Annotated in this window: 18 protein-coding genes and 1 pseudogene; 13 read left to right on the top strand and 6 right to left on the bottom strand. The window is 67.8% G+C overall.

Features of this window, described 5'->3' with window-relative positions:
- Positions 1 to 19 precede the first annotated feature (19 nt).
- From ABD225_RS11575 to ABD225_RS11565, 3 genes are all read right to left on the bottom strand, one after another.
- Positions 20 to 889, bottom strand: coding sequence for a hypothetical protein (locus ABD225_RS11575; protein WP_344085259.1), 870 nt, complete (start codon positions 887 to 889; stop codon positions 20 to 22).
- 312 nt (positions 890 to 1,201) lie between these two features.
- Positions 1,202 to 1,390, bottom strand: a complete 189-nt coding sequence (locus tag ABD225_RS11570) for a hypothetical protein (RefSeq protein WP_344085256.1) — start codon at positions 1,388 to 1,390, stop codon at positions 1,202 to 1,204.
- Between the two features lie 170 nt (positions 1,391 to 1,560).
- Positions 1,561 to 2,301 carry a helix-turn-helix domain-containing protein gene (locus tag ABD225_RS11565; protein WP_344085253.1) on the bottom strand — a complete coding sequence of 247 codons (741 nt, stop codon included), beginning with the start codon at positions 2,299 to 2,301 and terminating at the stop codon, positions 1,561 to 1,563.
- A 319-nt stretch (positions 2,302 to 2,620) separates the two neighbouring features.
- Here ABD225_RS11565 and ABD225_RS11560 point away from each other — a divergent pair.
- The 3 genes and pseudogenes from ABD225_RS11560 to ABD225_RS11550 all read left to right on the top strand — a co-directional run.
- A pseudogene (locus tag ABD225_RS11560) lies at positions 2,621 to 2,896 on the top strand (transposase); the annotation flags it as partial.
- An 18-nt stretch (positions 2,897 to 2,914) separates the two neighbouring features.
- Positions 2,915 to 3,799, top strand: coding sequence for a universal stress protein (locus ABD225_RS11555; RefSeq protein ID WP_344085250.1), 885 nt, complete (start codon positions 2,915 to 2,917; stop codon positions 3,797 to 3,799).
- Positions 3,800 to 3,913: 114 nt separating this feature from the next.
- A complete protein-coding gene (locus tag ABD225_RS11550; protein ID WP_344085247.1) occupies positions 3,914 to 4,372 on the top strand; it encodes a hypothetical protein in 459 nt (152 codons plus the stop codon).
- Between the two features lie 5 nt (positions 4,373 to 4,377).
- Here the strand turns inward: ABD225_RS11550 and ABD225_RS11545 are convergent, their stop codons facing one another.
- Genes ABD225_RS11545 through ABD225_RS11535 form a run of 3 tightly spaced genes read right to left on the bottom strand, consistent with a single transcriptional unit; the run spans position 4,378 to position 6,183 of the window.
- Positions 4,378 to 5,208 carry a CoA transferase gene (locus ABD225_RS11545; protein ID WP_344085244.1) on the bottom strand — a complete coding sequence of 277 codons (831 nt, stop codon included), beginning with the start codon at positions 5,206 to 5,208 and terminating at the stop codon, positions 4,378 to 4,380.
- Positions 5,205 to 5,756: a Dyp-type peroxidase gene (locus ABD225_RS11540; protein ID WP_344085241.1), complete on the bottom strand. Its 552-nt coding sequence runs from the start codon at positions 5,754 to 5,756 to the stop codon at positions 5,205 to 5,207. The genes ABD225_RS11545 and ABD225_RS11540 overlap by 4 nt, the downstream gene beginning before the upstream one ends.
- Before the next feature lie 16 nt (positions 5,757 to 5,772).
- Positions 5,773 to 6,183: a VOC family protein gene (locus tag ABD225_RS11535; RefSeq protein ID WP_344085238.1), complete on the bottom strand. Its 411-nt coding sequence runs from the start codon at positions 6,181 to 6,183 to the stop codon at positions 5,773 to 5,775.
- Between the two features lie 119 nt (positions 6,184 to 6,302).
- Between ABD225_RS11535 and ABD225_RS11530 the strand changes: the two genes are divergently transcribed.
- The 10 genes from ABD225_RS11530 to ABD225_RS11485 all read left to right on the top strand — a co-directional run bounded on the left by ABD225_RS11530 (position 6,303) and on the right by ABD225_RS11485 (position 18,671).
- Positions 6,303 to 7,298, top strand: a complete 996-nt coding sequence (locus ABD225_RS11530; protein WP_344085235.1) for a hypothetical protein — start codon at positions 6,303 to 6,305, stop codon at positions 7,296 to 7,298.
- 102 nt (positions 7,299 to 7,400) lie between these two features.
- Positions 7,401 to 8,093, top strand: coding sequence for a response regulator transcription factor (locus ABD225_RS11525; RefSeq protein WP_344085232.1), 693 nt, complete (start codon positions 7,401 to 7,403; stop codon positions 8,091 to 8,093).
- A gap of 63 nt (positions 8,094 to 8,156) precedes the next feature.
- Positions 8,157 to 8,471: a DUF4342 domain-containing protein gene (locus ABD225_RS11520; protein ID WP_344085229.1), complete on the top strand. Its 315-nt coding sequence runs from the start codon at positions 8,157 to 8,159 to the stop codon at positions 8,469 to 8,471.
- A gap of 116 nt (positions 8,472 to 8,587) precedes the next feature.
- On the top strand, positions 8,588 to 9,919 hold the full coding sequence (locus ABD225_RS11515; protein ID WP_344085226.1) for an FGGY-family carbohydrate kinase: 1,332 nt from the start codon (positions 8,588 to 8,590) through the stop codon (positions 9,917 to 9,919).
- A 41-nt stretch (positions 9,920 to 9,960) separates the two neighbouring features.
- Positions 9,961 to 10,806: a class II fructose-bisphosphate aldolase gene (locus ABD225_RS11510; RefSeq protein WP_344085224.1), complete on the top strand. Its 846-nt coding sequence runs from the start codon at positions 9,961 to 9,963 to the stop codon at positions 10,804 to 10,806.
- A complete protein-coding gene (locus ABD225_RS11505; RefSeq protein WP_344085221.1) occupies positions 10,803 to 11,777 on the top strand; it encodes a 1-phosphofructokinase family hexose kinase in 975 nt (324 codons plus the stop codon). Before ABD225_RS11510 ends, ABD225_RS11505 begins: the two co-directional genes overlap by 4 nt.
- Entirely contained in the window at positions 11,774 to 12,796 is a 1,023-nt protein-coding gene (locus tag ABD225_RS11500) for a zinc-dependent alcohol dehydrogenase (protein WP_344085217.1), read from the top strand. Before ABD225_RS11505 ends, ABD225_RS11500 begins: the two co-directional genes overlap by 4 nt.
- On the top strand, positions 12,793 to 13,578 hold the full coding sequence (locus tag ABD225_RS11495) for a DeoR/GlpR family DNA-binding transcription regulator (RefSeq protein ID WP_344085215.1): 786 nt from the start codon (positions 12,793 to 12,795) through the stop codon (positions 13,576 to 13,578). Before ABD225_RS11500 ends, ABD225_RS11495 begins: the two co-directional genes overlap by 4 nt.
- 131 nt (positions 13,579 to 13,709) lie before the next feature.
- Positions 13,710 to 14,924 carry an acetyl-CoA C-acetyltransferase gene (locus tag ABD225_RS11490; protein WP_344085212.1) on the top strand — a complete coding sequence of 405 codons (1,215 nt, stop codon included), beginning with the start codon at positions 13,710 to 13,712 and terminating at the stop codon, positions 14,922 to 14,924.
- Between the two features lie 135 nt (positions 14,925 to 15,059).
- Positions 15,060 to 18,671 carry an ExeM/NucH family extracellular endonuclease gene (locus tag ABD225_RS11485; RefSeq protein WP_344085210.1) on the top strand — a complete coding sequence of 1,204 codons (3,612 nt, stop codon included), beginning with the start codon at positions 15,060 to 15,062 and terminating at the stop codon, positions 18,669 to 18,671.
- Positions 18,672 to 18,681: the final 10 nt, after the last annotated feature.

Raw genomic sequence — 18,681 nt, 5'->3', positions numbered from 1 at the left:
GGCTGGGCGTTCTTGCTGGTCATGCCCGGGCCCGAGAACGTGTCAATGAAGGGGCTGCCCTCTTGGTGGTTGCTTTCGCGGACTTCCGAGTACGGGTGTCCCGCTCCTTCTTCGCGTTCGCTTGGGCTGCCGCTCGGGCCGTCGAGGAGTAGGGCCCGGTGAGCGAGTACCACCACCTGGTTGTGGTCCCGGTGGGGCTGAGCGGCGCCTTGATCGGCTCCGGACGACGGGTGAGAAGCCCCAGTCTTTCCAGTTCGCGGGTGCCGTTCTTGAAGCTAGCGGCGGACAGCCCGTACCACTCGGCGGCCTTGTCGTAGCTGAGCCAGATTTCGTCCGAGTTGCTGGTTCCGGCCGCCACGATGAGCAGGACCGCCAGCCCGGGGAGGGAGAGTTCAGCGAACATCCCGCTCGTCCAGAACTCAGCCGGTAGGACGAAGTACGTTTCTCGGCGGTCCTTGCCGACCCGCCCAGGCTGGCTCCATTTGGTCTTGCCGTCCTCGCGGCGGGGCACCACTCGTACGTTGCGGCCCTCACGGGTACGCGTGATGAGGTGGGCCTTCTCCAGGTCGGTCCAGGCTTTGGATATATCAGTGGTGCTCCAGGCAGGGCCTCCTTCGGTGGTGAGAAGGCGCGCCCAGAAGGCGCCCTCGAAGGGCTCCCGTCGTTTGGCGAGCATCGGCCAGATCGAGAGCAAGAGCAGGTACAGCAGGAGGGCGCGGTGTTTGCGCGTGTGGACGAGCGTGCCGAGGGTGCTCGGACGCACGCTCGAGCCTCGAGGATGCTGGACGAGGACGTGGCGGACGACGCCGTAGTTGCGGCCGGTGAGCCGCAGGACCTCGGCGCGGCTCTCGGACGGGGTGGCGACAGTGTTCGGGTCGATCGATCTCATGGCTGGATCCTAGAGCTCGCCCGGGGATAGACACTTTCCAAGCAGTTCGCGCTCAGTCAGCGTTTCGTACCAGACAATGAGAAGCCACCATGGGATGCATCAATGCGATGCACCTGAGATGCCGCCATGGGAAGCCACTCATGCAGGGCGCGCGCGCGGGCCCCGATTCCCGGCTCAGAAACCTGTCGTCAGCAATCCGGCGCCGGCGTAAATCCACGTTGACCGACTTGCGGGGCCCCCTGCACCCGCCAAGCAGCAGAAGCCTGGATGGCCGCAGCACGATGTGGTTCTCGCTGCGGCCATCCAGTGACGTCAGCTGTCGTGACGCGAACGGTGAAGTTGCCGTACGAGTCGGATGAGGTCGCGACGCTGGCTCGGGGCGAGCCTGGCGAAGAGCATCATGATCGTGACGACGCTGGCCAAGAGCGTGGCGATGATGATGCTGATCGAAAGGGCCGTTTCGAGGCTCATTGCCTCCGGGATGATGGAGTTGGACAGCATTGGGTGGTCCTCCTGCCCGGTTTCGGGCATGCAAAAGGCCCGCTGAGGTTCAGCGGGCCTTGAGTGGTCTTGGGGGTGGACGCGCGTGGCGTCGATGTCGTGGAGTCCGTTTTGGGCAGGGCTTCGCCTAGGGAGGTCTCATGGGAACCTCCCCTCGGGGGTGGGTGGTGCTAGCGCAGGCCTCGGTAGAGGCGCTGTGGCCGGTGGGGGCTGCGGCGGGCTGCCGCGAGCACGTCGGCCACGCGGTACAGGGGTGTACGGCCGCGGTGCTGGGCGGGATGGAGGTGCCCGCGTCGCTTCCAGGAACGGATGGTCGAGGGAGAGACTCCTACGACGGCGGCTGCGGCCTCGGCGGTGACGATCCGCTGGAGGTCCTTACCTCTTACGCGCGTCGCCACTGGCTCGCGGCGCTCCTGGTCGCGTCGCAGTGGCCCTCCGGGTTGCTGGTTCCGGTCGCCGGTGGCGATGGCTGCCTGAAGGACATCGAGTGCCGAGAACACGGCGCTACGTCCTTTTGTCCCGAGGGGGTTGAGGTAGCCGCGGTGGACCCATTGACGGATGGTCGCGGTGGAGACGGCCCATGCTTGCGCCGCCTGCGAGGTGGTGAGTTGGTCGGGCCCTATCCAGTTCTTCCAGATGCGACGCTCGTCGACCCAGTACCAGTCATCCTCCGGATCCATCTGCTCCCAGCTCCAGTAGACCTCCCGCCGCATGGGCTTCGGCCTGTAGTGGCGGGCGCTGTCGAGGAGTACTTGGGACGTGGTCGCGCCGGCGAGTAGGGCTGCTCCGTCGGCGGTCAGGTTTGAGCTGGCGGTCGCGTGCGGCGCGTGGTGTGCTTCGAGGTACACCAGGAGGCGTTGGCTGGACACGCGCAGTCGTCGAGCCGCTTGGTAGACACGCTCGGGAGCCACGACAACAGTGTTACACCGCAACCAGGGGCCAGGTCAGTCGAGTGGCGTTCGCGGCTTCCAGATCGACGTTTGCGCAGGTCAGACGCACGAAAGGCCCCCCAGCGCCTGGAGAGCGCTTCCGGGTTTTGGGTGCAACTCACCCCCAACGTGACTCAATGTAGCGAAAACTGTCGGCCAGGCACGGTAAGGCGGTTTGATCGGCGTGTCTCCACGGAGTGGGGCGAGGACCCACCTATATCCGCCTAGAACTCGCCGCACTTATAGGTGATGTGGGGGGTTGTAGACGCCGACGTGATCCGCGACAGAGGGGTGGGTGCACCGGTTCCTCGACCTCGCTGCCGCGACCGACAGCCCCGAGGTGCACCGGCTCGACGCGACCATCGAGGCGTGGTGGCCGGCGATCGAGGCCGGGCTGGTCACCGGCCACTCCAACGCCCGATCCGAGGGGTACAACCGGCTCGCCAAGCACCAAGGCCGCAACGCCTTCGGGTTCCGCAATACCGAGAACCAACGCCGGCGCATACGCTGGGCCTGCACTCGTCAACACCGGCGAGCCTCAGCCAAGAACCGGGAGGTGCCCGGTCAAGTTCGATGAGCCCCCAAAGGTGGCCCCATGCGATTCGTCGTTGGTTATGTTCCCGATCGTCGCGGCAGAGATGCGGTGCATCTCGCGACGACATTGGCCGGTGCCCGCGAAGCGGCCCTGGATATCGTCGTGGTGCTCCCCGTCGATGAGGCGAGCCTCGATATGTACTCCCCCGATCGGGCATACCAGGCCGAGTTGGAAAAGAATGGCGAGGAATGGCTGGCCCGCGCTCTCGCGCACGTTCCGGAGGGTGTGCAGGCCACCGGACGCGTATGCCGTGCCGCCTCCATCACCGAGGGCCTCATCGAGGCTGCGACCGATCCAACCGCGGGCGCGGAGGCCGAAGCGATTGTTGTCGGGGCATCCCATCGCGGACTGGTCGGCGAGTTGCTGATCGGCAGCATCGCCAGTTCGCTCCTGCACTCCGCGCCCGTGCCGGTCGCGCTAGCGCCCGCGGGATACGAACCGCACCCCTCGGTCACCCGGATCACGTGTGCCATCGGGGAGCGCGCGGGCGCGGAAGCCTTGCTGGAGACAGCGATTCAGGCCGCAAACGTCCGGGACATCCCACTGCGCTTCGTCTCGCTCGTTGCCCTGGATCCGGATCCGTCGGCCGACAGCCAGGACTCCCGCGTCGACGCCGCGCAGGAGCATGTGGAGCGGCTCGTCGCGCACGCGCAAGACGTGATGCCGTCGGGGCAGGTCACGGGGTCGGTGGGCAGCGGTCATACGCTCGAGGAGTGCGTGACCTCGCTGGACTTCGAGGCCAGTGAGATCGTGCTGCTCGGGTCCAGCCGGCTGGCCGCCAGCCACCGCGTCTTCCTTAGCGCCACTGCGCACCGCATCTCGCGCGCGCTGCCGGTGCCGATGGTCGTGATCCCGCGCGATCACAGCCCGGCCGCGGGCGACTGACCCCCTCAGCCTGGTCGAGTTCGGGAAACACACCGACGGGCGCGGCTGCCGCTCGGCGTGTTTCCCGAACTCGACGGGAGAGGAAGCCGAGCGTGGCGTGGCAGGGTGTGGCCCATGGATGACCACGACCTGACCGGCAGCTGCGCCTTCCGTCTGATGCCGAATGACGATCTCGCTGACGCCCCGTCGAGCGCCTGCGTGAAGAGCATTGGTGCGCAGGGCTTTTCGTTGGCATATACCTGGCAGCACCCCGCCGACGGCGTGCAGCACGGGACCATCCTGGTCGGTGGCACCGGGCCGGAGGAGTCGGTCGAGGCATCATGGTTCGACACCTGGCACCAGCAGCCCGGCCTGATGCACTTCACCGGCAAGCGACACGGGAACCGGGTCGACCTGCGTGGCACCTATCTCGGCGAGTGGGGCTGGACCGTCGCCCTCGACCTTGCCCCGGAGGCGGTGAGTATGACGATGTGCAATGTCGTGCCCAAGTCCGCCCTCGCCGACCTGCCGCCCGATGCACCGGCCATGTCCGCCGGGCCGTATGACGTGATGGTCGCCCGCTGGGTCCGCTGACCCCCTCAGTCGTTGGCGCCCCACTCGCGGACCCGAGCAATAGGGATATCCAGGTCGCGTCCCAGGCGTTCCCAGTGCTCGGCCGACTGAGCCGCAAAGGCTGCGGTCAGTTCTTCGCGGGTGCCCCCCACGTGCTCGGCCAAGCGCGTCGCGAAGTGCGGTTCGATGGCGGCGACGGCGACGAAATCGTTTGCGGCACAGGCGTACACGGCATACCCCGGGAGAGCTCCGCTCAGCACGCCATCTGGTCCGGTCAGGCCATGCCGTCGGGCGGCCGCGGCGTCCATGGCCGTGGCTTCGAGGACGACCCGAATCGTTGCCGGCGCTCCAAGCTCGCGCGCTCGCAGCGCGGCAAAGGCAGCGCTGACCGCGCGCTCGGCGCCGAGGAGATCAACCCACGGCACGGGCGGCATGGCGGGCGGCGAGAGCAGCCCCGCGACGGCTTGGTAGGTCAGATCGTGCCCGGCCAATTCGGCGTCCTCGCCGTCGTGGCCGACGACCTCCACCCACGCAAGCCTATGTGCCGCAACGATTTCCGGCAGTTCAAGCCGCGCCGCCGCAGAGGGACGCATGCTCGTGAGCAGCAGATCAGCGCGGGCCGACTCCTCGTCTAGCAACCGCCGACCAGCCGCCGTCTTAACGTCCGCGGTGAGCACCCGCTGGCCGGCGACCAGTTCCGCATACCACCCGGGCGCGACTAAGCGCAGCGGGTCACCGGCGGGCGGCTCGATCTTGGTCACCGCCGCCCCGAAGCCGGCCAGCCGGGCCGCGGCCAGCGGCCCCGGGAGATTCAGCGCCAGCGAAAGAACCCGTATGCCATCCAGCGGGCCCGTCATCGTGGGCGCGCCGCGGGCTGTGCGCCCAACCAGTCCTCGGTCGGGACGAAATACAGCGAACCGGTGACGGCGCGCGAGAAGTCGAGAATGCGGTCGCAATTGCCTTCGGGCTTGCCGATGAACATATTGCGCAGCATCTCCTCGGTGACTCCGGGATCGGCGGCGTAGCCAATGAAGTATGTGCCGAACTCGCCGGTCCCGACCTGCCCGAACGGCATGTTCTCGCGCAGAATCTGCCGCTGGGTGCCGTCCGGCAATTCGAGGACATTCAGCGCGATATGCGAATTGCTCGGCTTGATGTCATCGGTGAGCTCGATGTCCTCGACCTTGGTGCGCCCGATGACGAGCTGCTGCTCCTCGACCGTCAGGGCACCCCATGCGTCGAGATCGTGGAGGTATTTCTGGACGATCACATAGCTACCGCCCCGATGGTCCGGGTCGTCGTCACCAATCTCGACGGCCCGCTCGGCCGCTGCCCCCTCGGGGTTCTCGGTGCCGTCGACGAAGCCCAAGCGATCCCGCTCGTCGAAAAACTTGAAGCCGTGCACCTCGAGCTGGTCCGAATCACTCCGCCGGGGTGCCGGCGATGTTCACGTGCCAGAGGATGCCGAATTTGTCGGCGAGCATGCCGTAGTCGTCGCCCCACATCTGCCGCTCCAGCGGCATGACGACCTGGCCACCCTCGGACAGGGCGTCCCAGTAGCCGCGCAGCGCCTCGGCGTCGTCGCCGGAGAGGCTGATCTGCAGGTTGTTGCCGACCGTATGCGGTGCGCCCATCCCCTCGACGGTGTCGCTGGCGAAGATGTGGAAGCCGGCGGGGGTCTCCAGATTGGAGTGCATGATCCCGTCGGCGTCCATCCCGGCGTCGCGGAAGCTCATCGACTGGACCTCGCCGCCGAGGGCCTCGGCATAGAACGCCATGGCGTCGGCGCAATTGCCGGCGAAGGTGAGGTAGGGGTTGAGTTGCTGGGCCATTGTTCTCCTCGGAGCGGGGGCAACCGGCGCGCGGTGCGAGCGGCAGGGACACGCTATTACCTCTGGGCCGGGGCCGTATGCCGACCGGTTGTCAGTGCCGCTGCCTAGGCTCTCGAGCTATGGAGATGCTGACTAGCGACGCCCTGGACCGGGCCCGGTCCTTTGTCCTGCGCTCTGGGCGGCGCTTGGAGCGGGCCCGCTTTGCGCACCTGGTCGACGGCGGCTCACTCGAGGACGTCGCCGGTGAGCTGACCGCCTTCCAGGTCGAGGGTGGCGGCTTTGGGCGGGCGCTGGAGTCGGATGCTCGCACGCCCGCCGCGAGCGTCCTGGCCACCCTCACCGCCCTCGACATCCTGCGGATGCATGGTGCGCCGGGCGATCATCCGCTCTCCGCGGGCGCCTGTGCCTGGCTGGTCCAACACGCGCAGACCAATGCCGCCGATCAGGTCGTATGGCCGTTCCTCCCGCAGGAGGCGCAGGTCGCCCCGCATGCTCCCTGGTGGGATCAGAGCGAGCCCGGCCAGTTGGCCGAGACCTTCAACGGCTTCCTCGCCAACCCGGGTCTCGCGATCACGGCGCATCTGTGGAGGTATGCCGCTGCCGCGCCGCAGCAGGCGGCGGACGTCGGCGTCGATGCCGTCTTGCTGTCACCTCTCGCTGCCCAAGCCCGCGCGATCGCCGACTCGGGCGTTGCTGCCGAAGAGGTCAATGCGCACGACGCGGCCGCCCACCTGGTGGGGGAGCCGGCCGTGCCAGACGCGGTTCGAGGTGAGCTGCTGGCATACCTCACCGAAGTCCTGCCCCAGCGGATCATGCGCACCGAGGCCGACTTCACGACATATGGCATCCATCCGCTGTGGGTGGCGCCGAGCCCGACGCACCCGCTGGCGAGGGTCGTGGGCCCGCAGATTGAGATCGCCCTCGATCACGTGATCGGAACCCAGCAGGCCGATGGCTCGTGGCAGCCCTTCTGGGACTGGGGTGGCTGGTTCCCGCAGGAGTGGGAGGTGGCCGCTCGCGAGTGGCAGGGCTCCTTGGTAGTGCGCAATATTGCGGCCCTGAAGGCGTGGGGTCGCGTGGGCAAGCCGGACGCGGATTCGGCCGCTTCACCCTAGGGGGTGAGATAGTCCAGCAGGAGAGTTCGCAGGCGATTGAAAATCGCATAATCACAGGTCAACACTTGCAGGCGTGAGCGATCCACGGCTTACGCTCGCCGAATGGTTCAACCAGCAAGCTCCCCCATCACGGTGGCAATCATCAATGATTACGAGATCGTCGTTCGCGGTTTGGCGCAGATGCTCGCGGACTATCCCGGCCGAGTCGAGGTGGTCGAGTGCAATGTGCGCACCGACGTCGAACGGCGGGTCGATGTCGCCCTTTATGACACCTTTGCCCCCGCCCGGGGCGAGGAGGCAGAACTCGCCGATGTCATCGCTAGCCCGGCGGTTGGCAAGGTCATCGTCTACTCCTGGGGCGGGCAGCCCGATCGCGTCGAGAACGCCTTCCTCCTTGGAGCCGATGGGTTCGTGTCCAAGGCGACCGGGGCCCTCGCGGTCGTGGAAGCCATCGAGCGCGTCCACGGCGGGGAGCAGGTGCGTCAGGATCACCCCGATGCGGACGCTCGTGCGGCCGGTGATCGGGAGGCCAGCGGGCCCAGCACGCGCAAGCGCGGCTGGCCAGGTCAGGCCGAGGGACTGACCGAGCGCGAGGCCGAGATCATCGCGCTGATCACGCGCGGCCTGTCGAACAAGGACATCGCGGCTCGGTGTTTCCTGTCGATCAACTCCGTGAAGTCGTATATCCGCTCGGCGTATCGACGGATGGGCGTGACCTCACGCAGCCAGGCCGTTCTCTGGGGTGTGCGCCACGGTATGGCGATGGACCCGCCGAGCCGAACCACTGACGCCTGAAAAACCGGCATGCTAGTGGTGCGGGCGTTCCGCCCGGTGACCACGCGAGCAAGGGGAGATGTCATGACGGAATCGGCGAAGAACAAGGGCCGTGAGTTTGTCGAGCAGATCGAGGTGGCGGGCGATCAACTGGTCGGCACCGTCAAGAAGCTGGTCGCGGACGGCAAGACGCGCAAGATCGTCGTGCGCGGTGAGGACGGCCACGAGATGCTCAGCATCCCGATGAACTTCGGGGTCGCCGGCGCGGGGGTTCTGGCTCTTGCTTCGCCGGTCCTCGCCGCGATCGGCGCCATCGCCGCCCTCGCGGCCAAGGTGCAACTCGATGTCGTGCGCGACGACGATGCCAGCGGTGAGGACACCCCCCAAGACTCCGTCTGAGCCAGCGCGGGGCGCGAACAAGCCTCACGCGCAGAGCGCTTGACGAAGAGGCCGGGTTCCGGTACTACTATACCCAAGTAAACCCAACTTAATCCAATGATTTGGGTAGGGGACACATGGGACGGACCGTGATCGCCGGTGTCGACGCCGGCACCACCTCGGTCAAGGCGCTGCTGATGACCCCCGAGGGTGTGGAACTCGTCGTCGGGCGCGCGCCGACCGCTTGGACGTCGGTCCCGACCGGCGCCGAAACCACCGCAGGCACGATCACCGGCGCCGCTCGGGCGGCGCTGGCCGACGCACTGACGCAGCTGCCGGATGCTCAGGTCGCCGCCATCGGCGTCGCCAGCATGGCCGAGTCGGGAGTCCTGACGGATGCCGGCGACCGGCCGCTTGCCGACATCATCGCGTGGCATGACACCCGGGACGGCGTGGAACTGTCGGAACTGATCGACGACCTCGGCGGTGAGGAGTTCTCGCGCCGGACCGGCCTGCCCCTGTGGACCCAGTGGGCGGTGACCAAGCATCGGTGGCTGCGAACCCACCACCCGGAAACGCGCGCCGCCGTGCGCCGCTACAACATCGCCGAATGGATCGTTCGCGATCTCGGCGGTGCGGCGGTCAGCGAGGCCTCCTTGTCCTCGCGCACCGGCTGGCTGGATCTGCACACGGGCCAGCCGTATGCCGAGTCGCTCGCCTGGTCCGGCGCGCCGGCGAGCCTGCTCGGGGAGATCGTCGAGGCGGGCACCCCTGCTGGCCGAGTCAGCGCCGACGGCCCCCTCTCAGCGCTGGATGGTGCCGTGCTCACGGTCGCTGGCCACGACCACCAGGTGGCCGCCGTCGGGCTCGGCTCGCACCGCCCAGGTGACGAATTCGATTCTGCCGGAACGGCAGAGGCCGTGCTGCGCACCAGCGCGCCGGGTCTGCCGGACGCGACCGTGCTCGCCCTGACCCGCGACGGCGTCACGGTCGGACGCCACGCCGCCCCCGGCCGTTGGTGTCTGCTGGGGGCCACCCAGGGCGGGCTCATCCTCGGCAAGGTGCTCGCCGCGCTCGGCGTCGATCGCGACGGGATGCCCGCGCTGGACGCGGCGGCGGGCGTGGCGGCATACCTCCCAGGCGCGGTGCGCCTCGGTCCCGGCGCCGGTGATGTCACGATCGACGAGAAAGCGACGCCCGGGGAGATCTGGCGCGCTGCCACCGCCGCCGTGACCGAACAGGCCGCCGCGATCAGTGCCCGGCTGACGCAGGCCTCCGGCCCGCGTGCCGATCTCGTCGTCGCCGGCGGCTGGACCAATAGTGCGGCTGTCCGCGCAGCCAAGCGCGAGACTTTCGGCGACTATCTGCTGCCACGCACCTCGGAAGCCGGCTGTCGCGGCGCCGCGCTGCTCGCCGGGATCGCGGCCGGTTTCTGGTCCGACCTCGACTCCGTGCCCTTCCCATCCTGATCACACCTGCTCGAATCCCTCTGTTCGGAAAGCAGATTCGTATGCCGCTCGCCACAACCGCCGAACTCGTCGTACGCGCCGCCGCCGCGGGTCGCGGAGTCGCCGCCTTCAATGTCATCACCCTCGAGCACGCCGAAGGCATCGTTGCCGGCGCCGAAGCCGCGGGCGTGTCCGTCATCTTGCAGATCAGCGAAAACGCCGTGAAATTTCACGGCGGCCGCCTGCGCCCGATCGCGGCAGCGGCGATCGAAGTGGCTCGCTCGGCTGGGGTGGACATTCCGGTGCACCTCGACCACGTCGAGGATGTGGCGCTCCTGCACGAGACCGCCGCCTCCGGTCTGAGCTCGGTGATGTTCGACGCCTCGCATCTGGACTATGCGGACAATGTCACCGCCACGCGCGCCGCGGCCGACTGGGGCCACGCCAACGGACTCTTCGTCGAGGCGGAGCTGGGAAAGGTCGGAGGCAAGGATGGCGCCCATGCCCCCGGTGTGCGCACCGATCCGCAGGAGGCAGCGGCGTATGTCGAGGCGACGGGGGTGGATGCCCTCGCGGTTGCCGTGGGAAGCTCGCACGCCATGGTCGAGCGAACGGCCGCGCTGGACCTCGATCTCATCACCGCGATCGCCGCCGCCGTGCCGGTTCCCCTTGTCCTGCACGGATCTTCGGGCGTGGCTGACGACAACCTGCAAGCCGCCGTGCGAGCTGGCATCGTCAAAGTCAATATCGGCACCATCCTCAATGTGGCCTTCACCGGCGCCGTGCGAGGCGTCCTCGATCAGGACGCCAAGGTCGTCGACCCGCGCAAGTACATCGCGCCAGGTCGCGCGGAGATCGCCGCTGTGGCTCAGCGCCTGGCCGCGCTCGTCGCTGGCGGGTCCGCATGATCGTCACCCTGACGCTCAACCCGAGCCTCGATCTGACCTATCACCTCGTGGAAGAGACGCTGGGTTCGGTCGACGTGCACCGCACCACCGCGAGCAGCGTCGAGGCGAGCGGCAAAGGCGTCAATGTCTCCCGTGACCTACACGCCGCCCGGGTGCCCACGATCGCCGTATTGCCCACGGCCGGCGCGACCGGCGACCATCTCACGGCCTTGTTGGAGGCGGAAGGGGTTGATCGTGTGGGCATCCCCGTCCACGGTGAGACACGGATCAACACCAGCCTGCTGCTGCCGCAAGGACGGACGATCAAGGTCAACGGCCCGGGCACCCCGTTGACCAATGATGATCTGGAAAAGGTTCTCGCGCAGCTCGACTCGACGCTCGCCGACCTCTATGACGGGGAGCACTGGCTCGTGATTGCCGGCTCACTCCCGGCCAGTACCGAGGCCAACGTCATCGGCGACCTGGTGCGGCTGGCCCGGGGCCGCGGCATACGCACGGCTGTTGATGCCTCGGGTGCCGCGCTGCGAGAGGCTTTGGAGGCTGGCGCGGATCTCCTGGCGCCCAACGAGATTGAGCTCGCGGAGCTGAGCCCTGGGCACACCTCAGTGAGCAATGATGTGTTCACGGTCGGCGCCTTGGCACGATCGCTGGCGCAGCAACACGGCATACACCTGCTCGTCAGCATGGGCAGCGCCGGCGCCATCCACACCGATGGCAAAAGCGTCCTGCACGGCACCGGACCGGTGCTCCTCCCCGTGAATACGGCGGGCGCCGGTGATGCCTTCCTCGCGGGCTGGCTGAGCTCGGCCGGAACACCTGCCGAACGGATGGCCCGCGCGCTCGCCTGGGGCCGCTCCGCCTGTCTGTGCCCCACCACCGTCGACCCGCAGCCCGGATCCCGGGGGACCGAAGGCATCACAGTCACCCAACTCTCCGTCTCGCCCACCCCAACCGAAAAGAGCACGCCATGAACGAGATTCGCCGCGTCATCGTCCCCGCCGTCAACGAGCTGGAGATCCGCACCGAGGCACCCGCCACGGTCGGACCCGGCCAGGTGCGCGTGCGCAGCACCATCATCGGCGTCTGTGGATCGGACACGCACGCCCTCCACGGCCGGCACCCGCTGATCCCGATGCCTTACTGGCCAGGGCACGAGGCCACCGGCATCGTCACCGAGTTGGGCGAGGGCGTCGAGAGCGTTACGGTCGGCGATCGCGTCACCGTCGAACCCACGCTCCCCTGCTGGGAGTGCAAGCAATGTCGCGGCGGCCAGGAGAACCTCTGCGAGAATCTCCAGTTCTTCGGCTGCGGCTTTGAACAGGCCGGGATGGCCGACGAATTCGTCGTGCGCGCCGACCGATTGCACCTGGTCCCCGACGAACTCGATGACCTCACTGCCGCGCTCATCGAACCACTGTCGACGCCCGTTCACGCCGGGCGCATCTGCGGTCCGCTCGACGGCAAGGCCGTTGTCATCATGGGCGCCGGCACCATCGGTCTGCTGATGCTTGCCGTTGCCCGCTATCACGGAGCCAAGCGCATCGTCGTCACGGACCCACTGCCCGCCAAACGAGAGATCGCCCAGCAGCGCGGGGCCGACGCAGTCGTGGACGCGCTGGCGAGCGACTTCGTGGAGCAGGTGCGCGAGGCACTCGGCGAGAGCGCCGATGTGGTGTTCGACTGTGTCGCCATCCAATCGACGCTCGACGCGGCCATCCGCCTCGCGGTCAAGGGCGGAACGGTCGGGATCGTCGGCGTCCCGTCCGCCGACCTGACGATCCCCACAATCGTGGTGCAGGACAACCAGGTTCGCATCCAGGGCTGCGCGACCTATGTCCCGCAGGACTATGCCGAGTCGATCGAGATCCTGCGCTCCGGTGCCGTCAAGGGCGCGGACTTCGTGACTGCGCAGTTCCCTCTCGAGCAGGCGCGGGAAGCCTTTGATGCCTCCAGCAGCGGGCGCGAGATCAAGGTCGTGGTGCGCCTATGAGCCGGGCGGTCAACGTCGACCTCCACCTGGCTGCGACCCGGCATCAGCAGATTCTGACCGAACTCGCCGCCCGGGGCCAGGTCAGCGCGATGGGGCTCGCCGAGCGACTCGGCGTCACCCACGAGACGATCCGCAAGGATCTCGTTGTGCTCCAGGAGCGCGGCCTGCTGCGCCGGGTGCACGGCGGTGCGGTGCCCGTGGAGTCGCTCGCCCACGAGGCACCGGTGGCGGCGCGGACGGCATACGGTCCGGAGAAGCTGCGCATCGCCGAGGCGGCCCGTGCCTTCCTGCCCGATGAGGGCGCCGTGCTCCTCGACTCCGGGACCACCACCTTGGCGCTCGCACAGCTGCTCCCGCCGAGCGAGCAGCTGATGGCGATCACCAACTCCCTGCCGATCGCCACCACCTTGCTGCCGCGCGTTGGTGGGCTGACGATCATCGGCGGCCGGGTGCGTCGCGAGACCGAGGCGAGTGTCGATCAGTGGGCGCTGCGCAGCCTGGAGGCGGTGCGCGTTGATGTCGCCTTCCTCGGCACGAATGCCTTTTCGCTCGACCACGGGCTGGCAACGCCGGACGAGGCGGAGGCGGCGGTCAAGTCGGCCTTCGTCGGCGCCGCCCGATTGCGGGTGCTGCTCGCCGACCACTCGAAGTTCGGCCGTGAATCGGTCTTTCGGTATGCGACCTTGCACGATATCGACGTGCTCGTGACCGACACCGGCCTCAGTGCGGACGACGCCCGCGCCATCACCGATGCCGCGGGCGTGGAGGTCGTGCGCGCCTGACACGCGCCCCGCCGATCAGGGGTACGCCGCCCGGCCGGGTCGCGCACATCACGCCGGAGGTCACGGACCGGGCCGGGCATGCCGTGCGAGAGTTGGCGGCATACCTCACCCGCCTGGATCAGGAGATTCTCATGCCCGAAGCCGTCATCGTCTCCGTCGCCCGCTCGCCCATCGGGCGCGCCATGAAGGGCTCGCTCGTGTCGATGCGGCCTGACGACCTCTCCGTGCAAATGGTGCAGGCGGCCTTGGCCAAGGTCCCAGAACTCGACCCGCGGACCATCGATGACGTGATGCTCGGCTGCGGCCAGCCGGCTGGTGAGGGCGGCTTCAATTTGGCTCGCGTGGTCGCCGTGCTCGCCGGGCTCGACACCCTGCCGGGCGTCACGGTGAATCGCTATTGCTCCTCCAGCCTGCAGACGACGCGGATGGCCTTCCACGCCATCAAGGCCGGCGAAGGTCGCGCATTCATCTCGGCGGGCGTCGAGACGGTCAGCCGCTTCGCCGCCGGTTTCGCCGATGCCGGGCCGCAGAATCCGGTCTTCGCCGATGCCGTCGCGCGCACCGCGACCCGCACCGCCGGCGGGGCGCCGGCGTGGACCGATCCGCGCGAGAGCGGCGAGTTGCCGGACATCTATATCGCGATGGGGCAGACCGCGGAGAATGTCGCGCAGGCCACGGGAATCACCCGCGCGGAGCAGGACGAGTTCGGCGTGCGCAGCCAGAATCTCGCCGAGGCGGCGATCGCAAATGGCTTCTGGGCCAAGGACATTGTGCCCGTCACGTTGCCCGACGGCACCGTGGTCAGCGCCGATGACGGCCCTCGGGCGGGCGTGACCCTCGAAGGCGTCTCCGGTCTCAACCCGGTCTTCCGCCCCGATGGCACGATCACCGCCGCCAATGCGTGCCCGCTCAACGACGGCGCCGCAGCCGTCATCATCATGAGTTCCACTCGGGCCGCCGAACTCGGCCTCACGCCGCTGGCCCGCATCGTCTCCACCGGCGTGTCCGGGCTCTCGCCCGAGATCATGGGTCTAGGCCCGATCGAGGCGACCCGCCGCGCCCTCGCCCTTGCCGGCATGACGATCGACGACATCGACCTCGCCGAGATCAACGAAGCCTTCGCGGTGCAGGTCCTCGGCTCCGCCCGTGAGCTTGGGATTCCCATGGACAAACTCAATGTCAATGGCGGAGCGATCGCCATCGGCCACCCCTTCGGCATGACCGGTGCCCGCATCACCTCGACCCTTGTCAACTCACTTGCCTTCCACGACAAGCAGATTGGACTCGAGACGATGTGCGTCGGCGGTGGTCAGGGGATGGCGATGATCATCGAGCGCCTTAGCTGATCCTCGACCGCAGCGGCGGGCCCGCGCCGGAACCGTTCATCGACGCGTCGGAAAAGACCTCCCCGCTAGCGGTTGCGGCGACACCGCTGCCTAGGTCAGGGTGGGCCCCACAGTCCGCAGTGTGGAGGTCCTTGTATGCCCGTTAGCCCGTCCCATCGACCCGTCCGGCGGCTGCTCGCCGGAACTGTCATCTCGGCGATGGGGCTCCTTGCTCCGGCCGTGCTCGCCCCGGCCGCGATCGCGGCGACCGCCTCCGATCTGTTGATTTCGGAGTATGTCGAGGGCTCGTCCAATAACAAGGCTCTCGAGATCTTCAATGGCACCGGGGCACCGGTCGACCTCGCGGCCGGCGGCTATTCGGTGCAAATCTTCTCCAATGGCGCCGCGACCGCTGGTTCGACGATCAACCTGACCGGCACGCTGGCCGCGGGGGACGCCTTCGTTCTCGCCAACACGTCCGCGAATGCGACGATCCTCGCCGCGGCAGATCAGACCAGCGGTTCGCTGACGTTCAATGGTGATGATGCGGTCACCCTGCGGAAGGGCTCCACAGTGCTGGACGCCTTCGGCCAAATCGGCTTTGACCCCGGCACGGAGTGGGGCACGGGTCTCGCGAGCACCGCGGACAACACGCTGCGGCGCAAGGCGACGATCTGCACCGGCCGCACCGACGGCACCACGGCTTTTGATCCACCGGCCGAATGGGACGGTTTCGCCACCGACACCTTTGACGGACTCGGATCCCACAGCGCGACCTGCACCCCTCCGGCGGAAGAAGCTCCCACCGTCACCTCGATCACGCCGGCCAATGGAGCAACCGGCGTCGGCATCAACACCGCTGTCTCCGTGAGTTTTTCGGAGGCTGTGACGGTCGCGGCGGGCGGCATATCCCTGCTGTGTGATGGCACTCCGGTGGCCGCGACCCTCTCCGGTTCGGGAACGGCATACACCCTGACCTCCGACGCCAACCTGGCAACCGGGGCCTCCTGCACCGCGACCGTCTCGGCGGCTGCGGTCAGCGATGTCGACACGAACGACCCGCCGGACACGCTCGCGGCGGATGTGACGACAAGCTTCACCGTCGTGGCGAGCGACCCCTGCACGCTGCCCTACACGCGCATCGGGGAGATCCAGGGCTCCGGCGCGTCGGCCGCGCTGACTGGCACGCGCACCACGCAAGGCGTCGTGGTGGGTGACTATGAAGGGGCCTCGCCGAACCTGCGCGGCTTCTATCTGCAGGACCCCGACGGCGACGGCGACGCCGCGACCTCTGACGGCATTTTCGTCTTCAATGGCTCAAACCTCGACTCGGTCAGCCTCGGCGATGTCGTTCGGGTGACGGGCAATGCGGGCGAGAACCAGGGCCAGACCCAGATCTCGGTGAGCTCCACCAATATCCTCAAGTGCGGCACCGGAACCGTTGCGCCCGTTGATATTTCGCTGCCCTTCGCCTCCGCGGACGCACCCGAGGCGTATGAAGGGATGCTCGTCCGCTTCCCCCAGGAACTCTCGGTGACCGAGCACTTCCAGCTCGGAAGATTCGGCCAGGTGGTCCTCAGCTCGGGTGGCCGCCTCAAGCAGCCGACCAATGTCGTGGCCCCTGGACCCGATGCCGTGGCGATGCAGGCGGCGAACAACCTCAACCGCATCATCGTCGATGACGCGACGCAGGCGCAGAACCCCGACCCGATCGTCTTCGCCCGGGGTGGGCAGCCGCTGTCGGCGAGCAACACCCTGCGCGGCGGTGACACGGCGACCGGTGCGATGGGCGTCTTGAGTTACACCTGGGGCGGCAACTCCGCGAGCCCGAATGCCTACCGCCTGCGGCCGCTGCAGGCGCTCGGCGGCGGCATCGACTTCGTCGCGGCCAACCCCCGTCCGACGTCCGCGCCCGCAGTGGGCGGAACGGTCAAGGTGGCCGGGATGAACCTGCTCAACTACTTCAACACCTTCGGCACGACCGCCTGCACCGGTGGCGTGGGCGGTATGACGATGGAGTGCCGCGGCGCGGACAACCAGGTCGAGTTCGACCGGCAGAGCGCCAAGACCGTGGCGGCGATCTTGACGCTCGATGCCGATGTCATCGGCGTCAACGAGATGGAGAACGACGGCTACGGCCCGACCAGTGCGCTGGCCGATCTCGTCGGGCGCCTCAACGCCGCCACCGCTGACGGCACCTATGCCTATGTGGATGTCGACGCTGGCACCGGTCAGGTCAACGCGCTGGGCACCGACGCGATCAAGGTCGGCATGCTCTACAAGCCAGGTGTTGTGACGCCGACTGGCACGACGGCTGCGCTGAACACCGACGCCTTCGTCAATGGCGGTGACACCACGGCCCGCAACCGACCCTCCCTCGCGCAGGCGTGGCAGGTCAACGAAACCGGTGCCGTCTTCATCGCCGATATCAACCACCTGAAGTCCAAGGGCTCGGCCTGCGAAACGCCGGATCTGCTGGACGGACAAGGCAATTGCGCCATCGTGCGCACCAATGCCGCTCGGGCGCTGACCGAATGGCTCGCGAGCGACCCGACCGGCACCGGCGACCCCGATGTCGTCCTCCTGGGCGACTACAACTCCTACGCCAAGGAGCGGCCGATCCAGGTCATCGAAGAGGCTGGCTACACCAACCTCATCAACCGTTTCCTCGGTGACGACGCCTACTCCTACGTCTTCGACGGCCAGTGGGGTTATCTCGACCACGCCTTCGGAAGCGCGTCACTGGGCAGCCAGGTGACAGGTGCGGCGGAGTTCCACATCAACGCGGACGAGCCGTCAGTGTTGGACTACAACACCAACTTCAAGACGGCCTTCCAGATCGACTCGCTCTACGCCCCCGACATGTTCCGCGTCTCCGACCACGACCCCGTGCTCGTCGGCCTGAACCCCAACGCCGCGCCGAGTGTCGACGCGGGCGGTCCGTATGCCGTGGACGAGGGCGGATCTCTCGCGCTCACGGCGAGTGGCAGCGACCCGAATGCTGGGGACGAGCTGGCATACGCCTGGGACCTGGATGGTGACGGCACCTTCGAAACCGATGGTCGCACAGTGAATTTCGACGCCTCGGGGCTCGATGGTCCGACGACGGCGAATGTTTCGGTGCGTGTGACGGATGCCGGTGGGCTCAGCTCCACCGCAAGCGTTTCCGTCGCGGTGCGCAATGTCGCCCCGAGCGTGACGGCGAGCTTCTCGTCGGCGCTGCTCGAGTGCGGGACCACGGCCTCGCTCACGGTGACCTTCACCGACCCGGCGCCGGCGGACACCCACACGGCCGTCATCGCGTGGGGCGATGGCACGAGCAGCACGGTGACCTCGGCCACCAGCCCGCTGACCGTGACGCACAGCTACGCGCACTCCGGCAGCTATGCCGCGAGCGTCTCCGTGACCGATGACGATGGCGGGGTTGGCTCGGCGGCTGCCTCCGTGGCCCAGGCCTATGCGACGACCGGGCTGCGGCCACCGCTGCGTCCTGGCACAAATGTCGTGGTCAAGTCGGGCTCGACGGTTCCAGTGAAGATCGCGTATGCGGACTGCTCCGGCGCCCCGCCCACCGCCATCGCCCCTGTCGCGACAGTGATCTATAACGGCACCGTCGTGGCCACCGGCACGCTGGTCAACAAGGCCGGCGTCTGGCAGTGGAACCTCAAGACGGGCAGCCTGCCCACCAAGACCGGGACCTACACCGTGACCGTCACGGTCCCCTCCACCGGCCAGACCGACTCCGCCACCTTCACGCTGCGGCGCTAGTCACTGGTTT

Origin of the sequence: Nostocoides veronense, from assembly GCF_039531185.1 — a bacterium.
Lineage (GTDB): Bacteria > Actinomycetota > Actinomycetes > Actinomycetales > Dermatophilaceae > Nostocoides_A > Nostocoides_A veronense.
The sequence above is the reverse complement of the archived record's forward strand: the minus strand, read 5'-3'. Positions and strand labels throughout refer to the sequence as shown.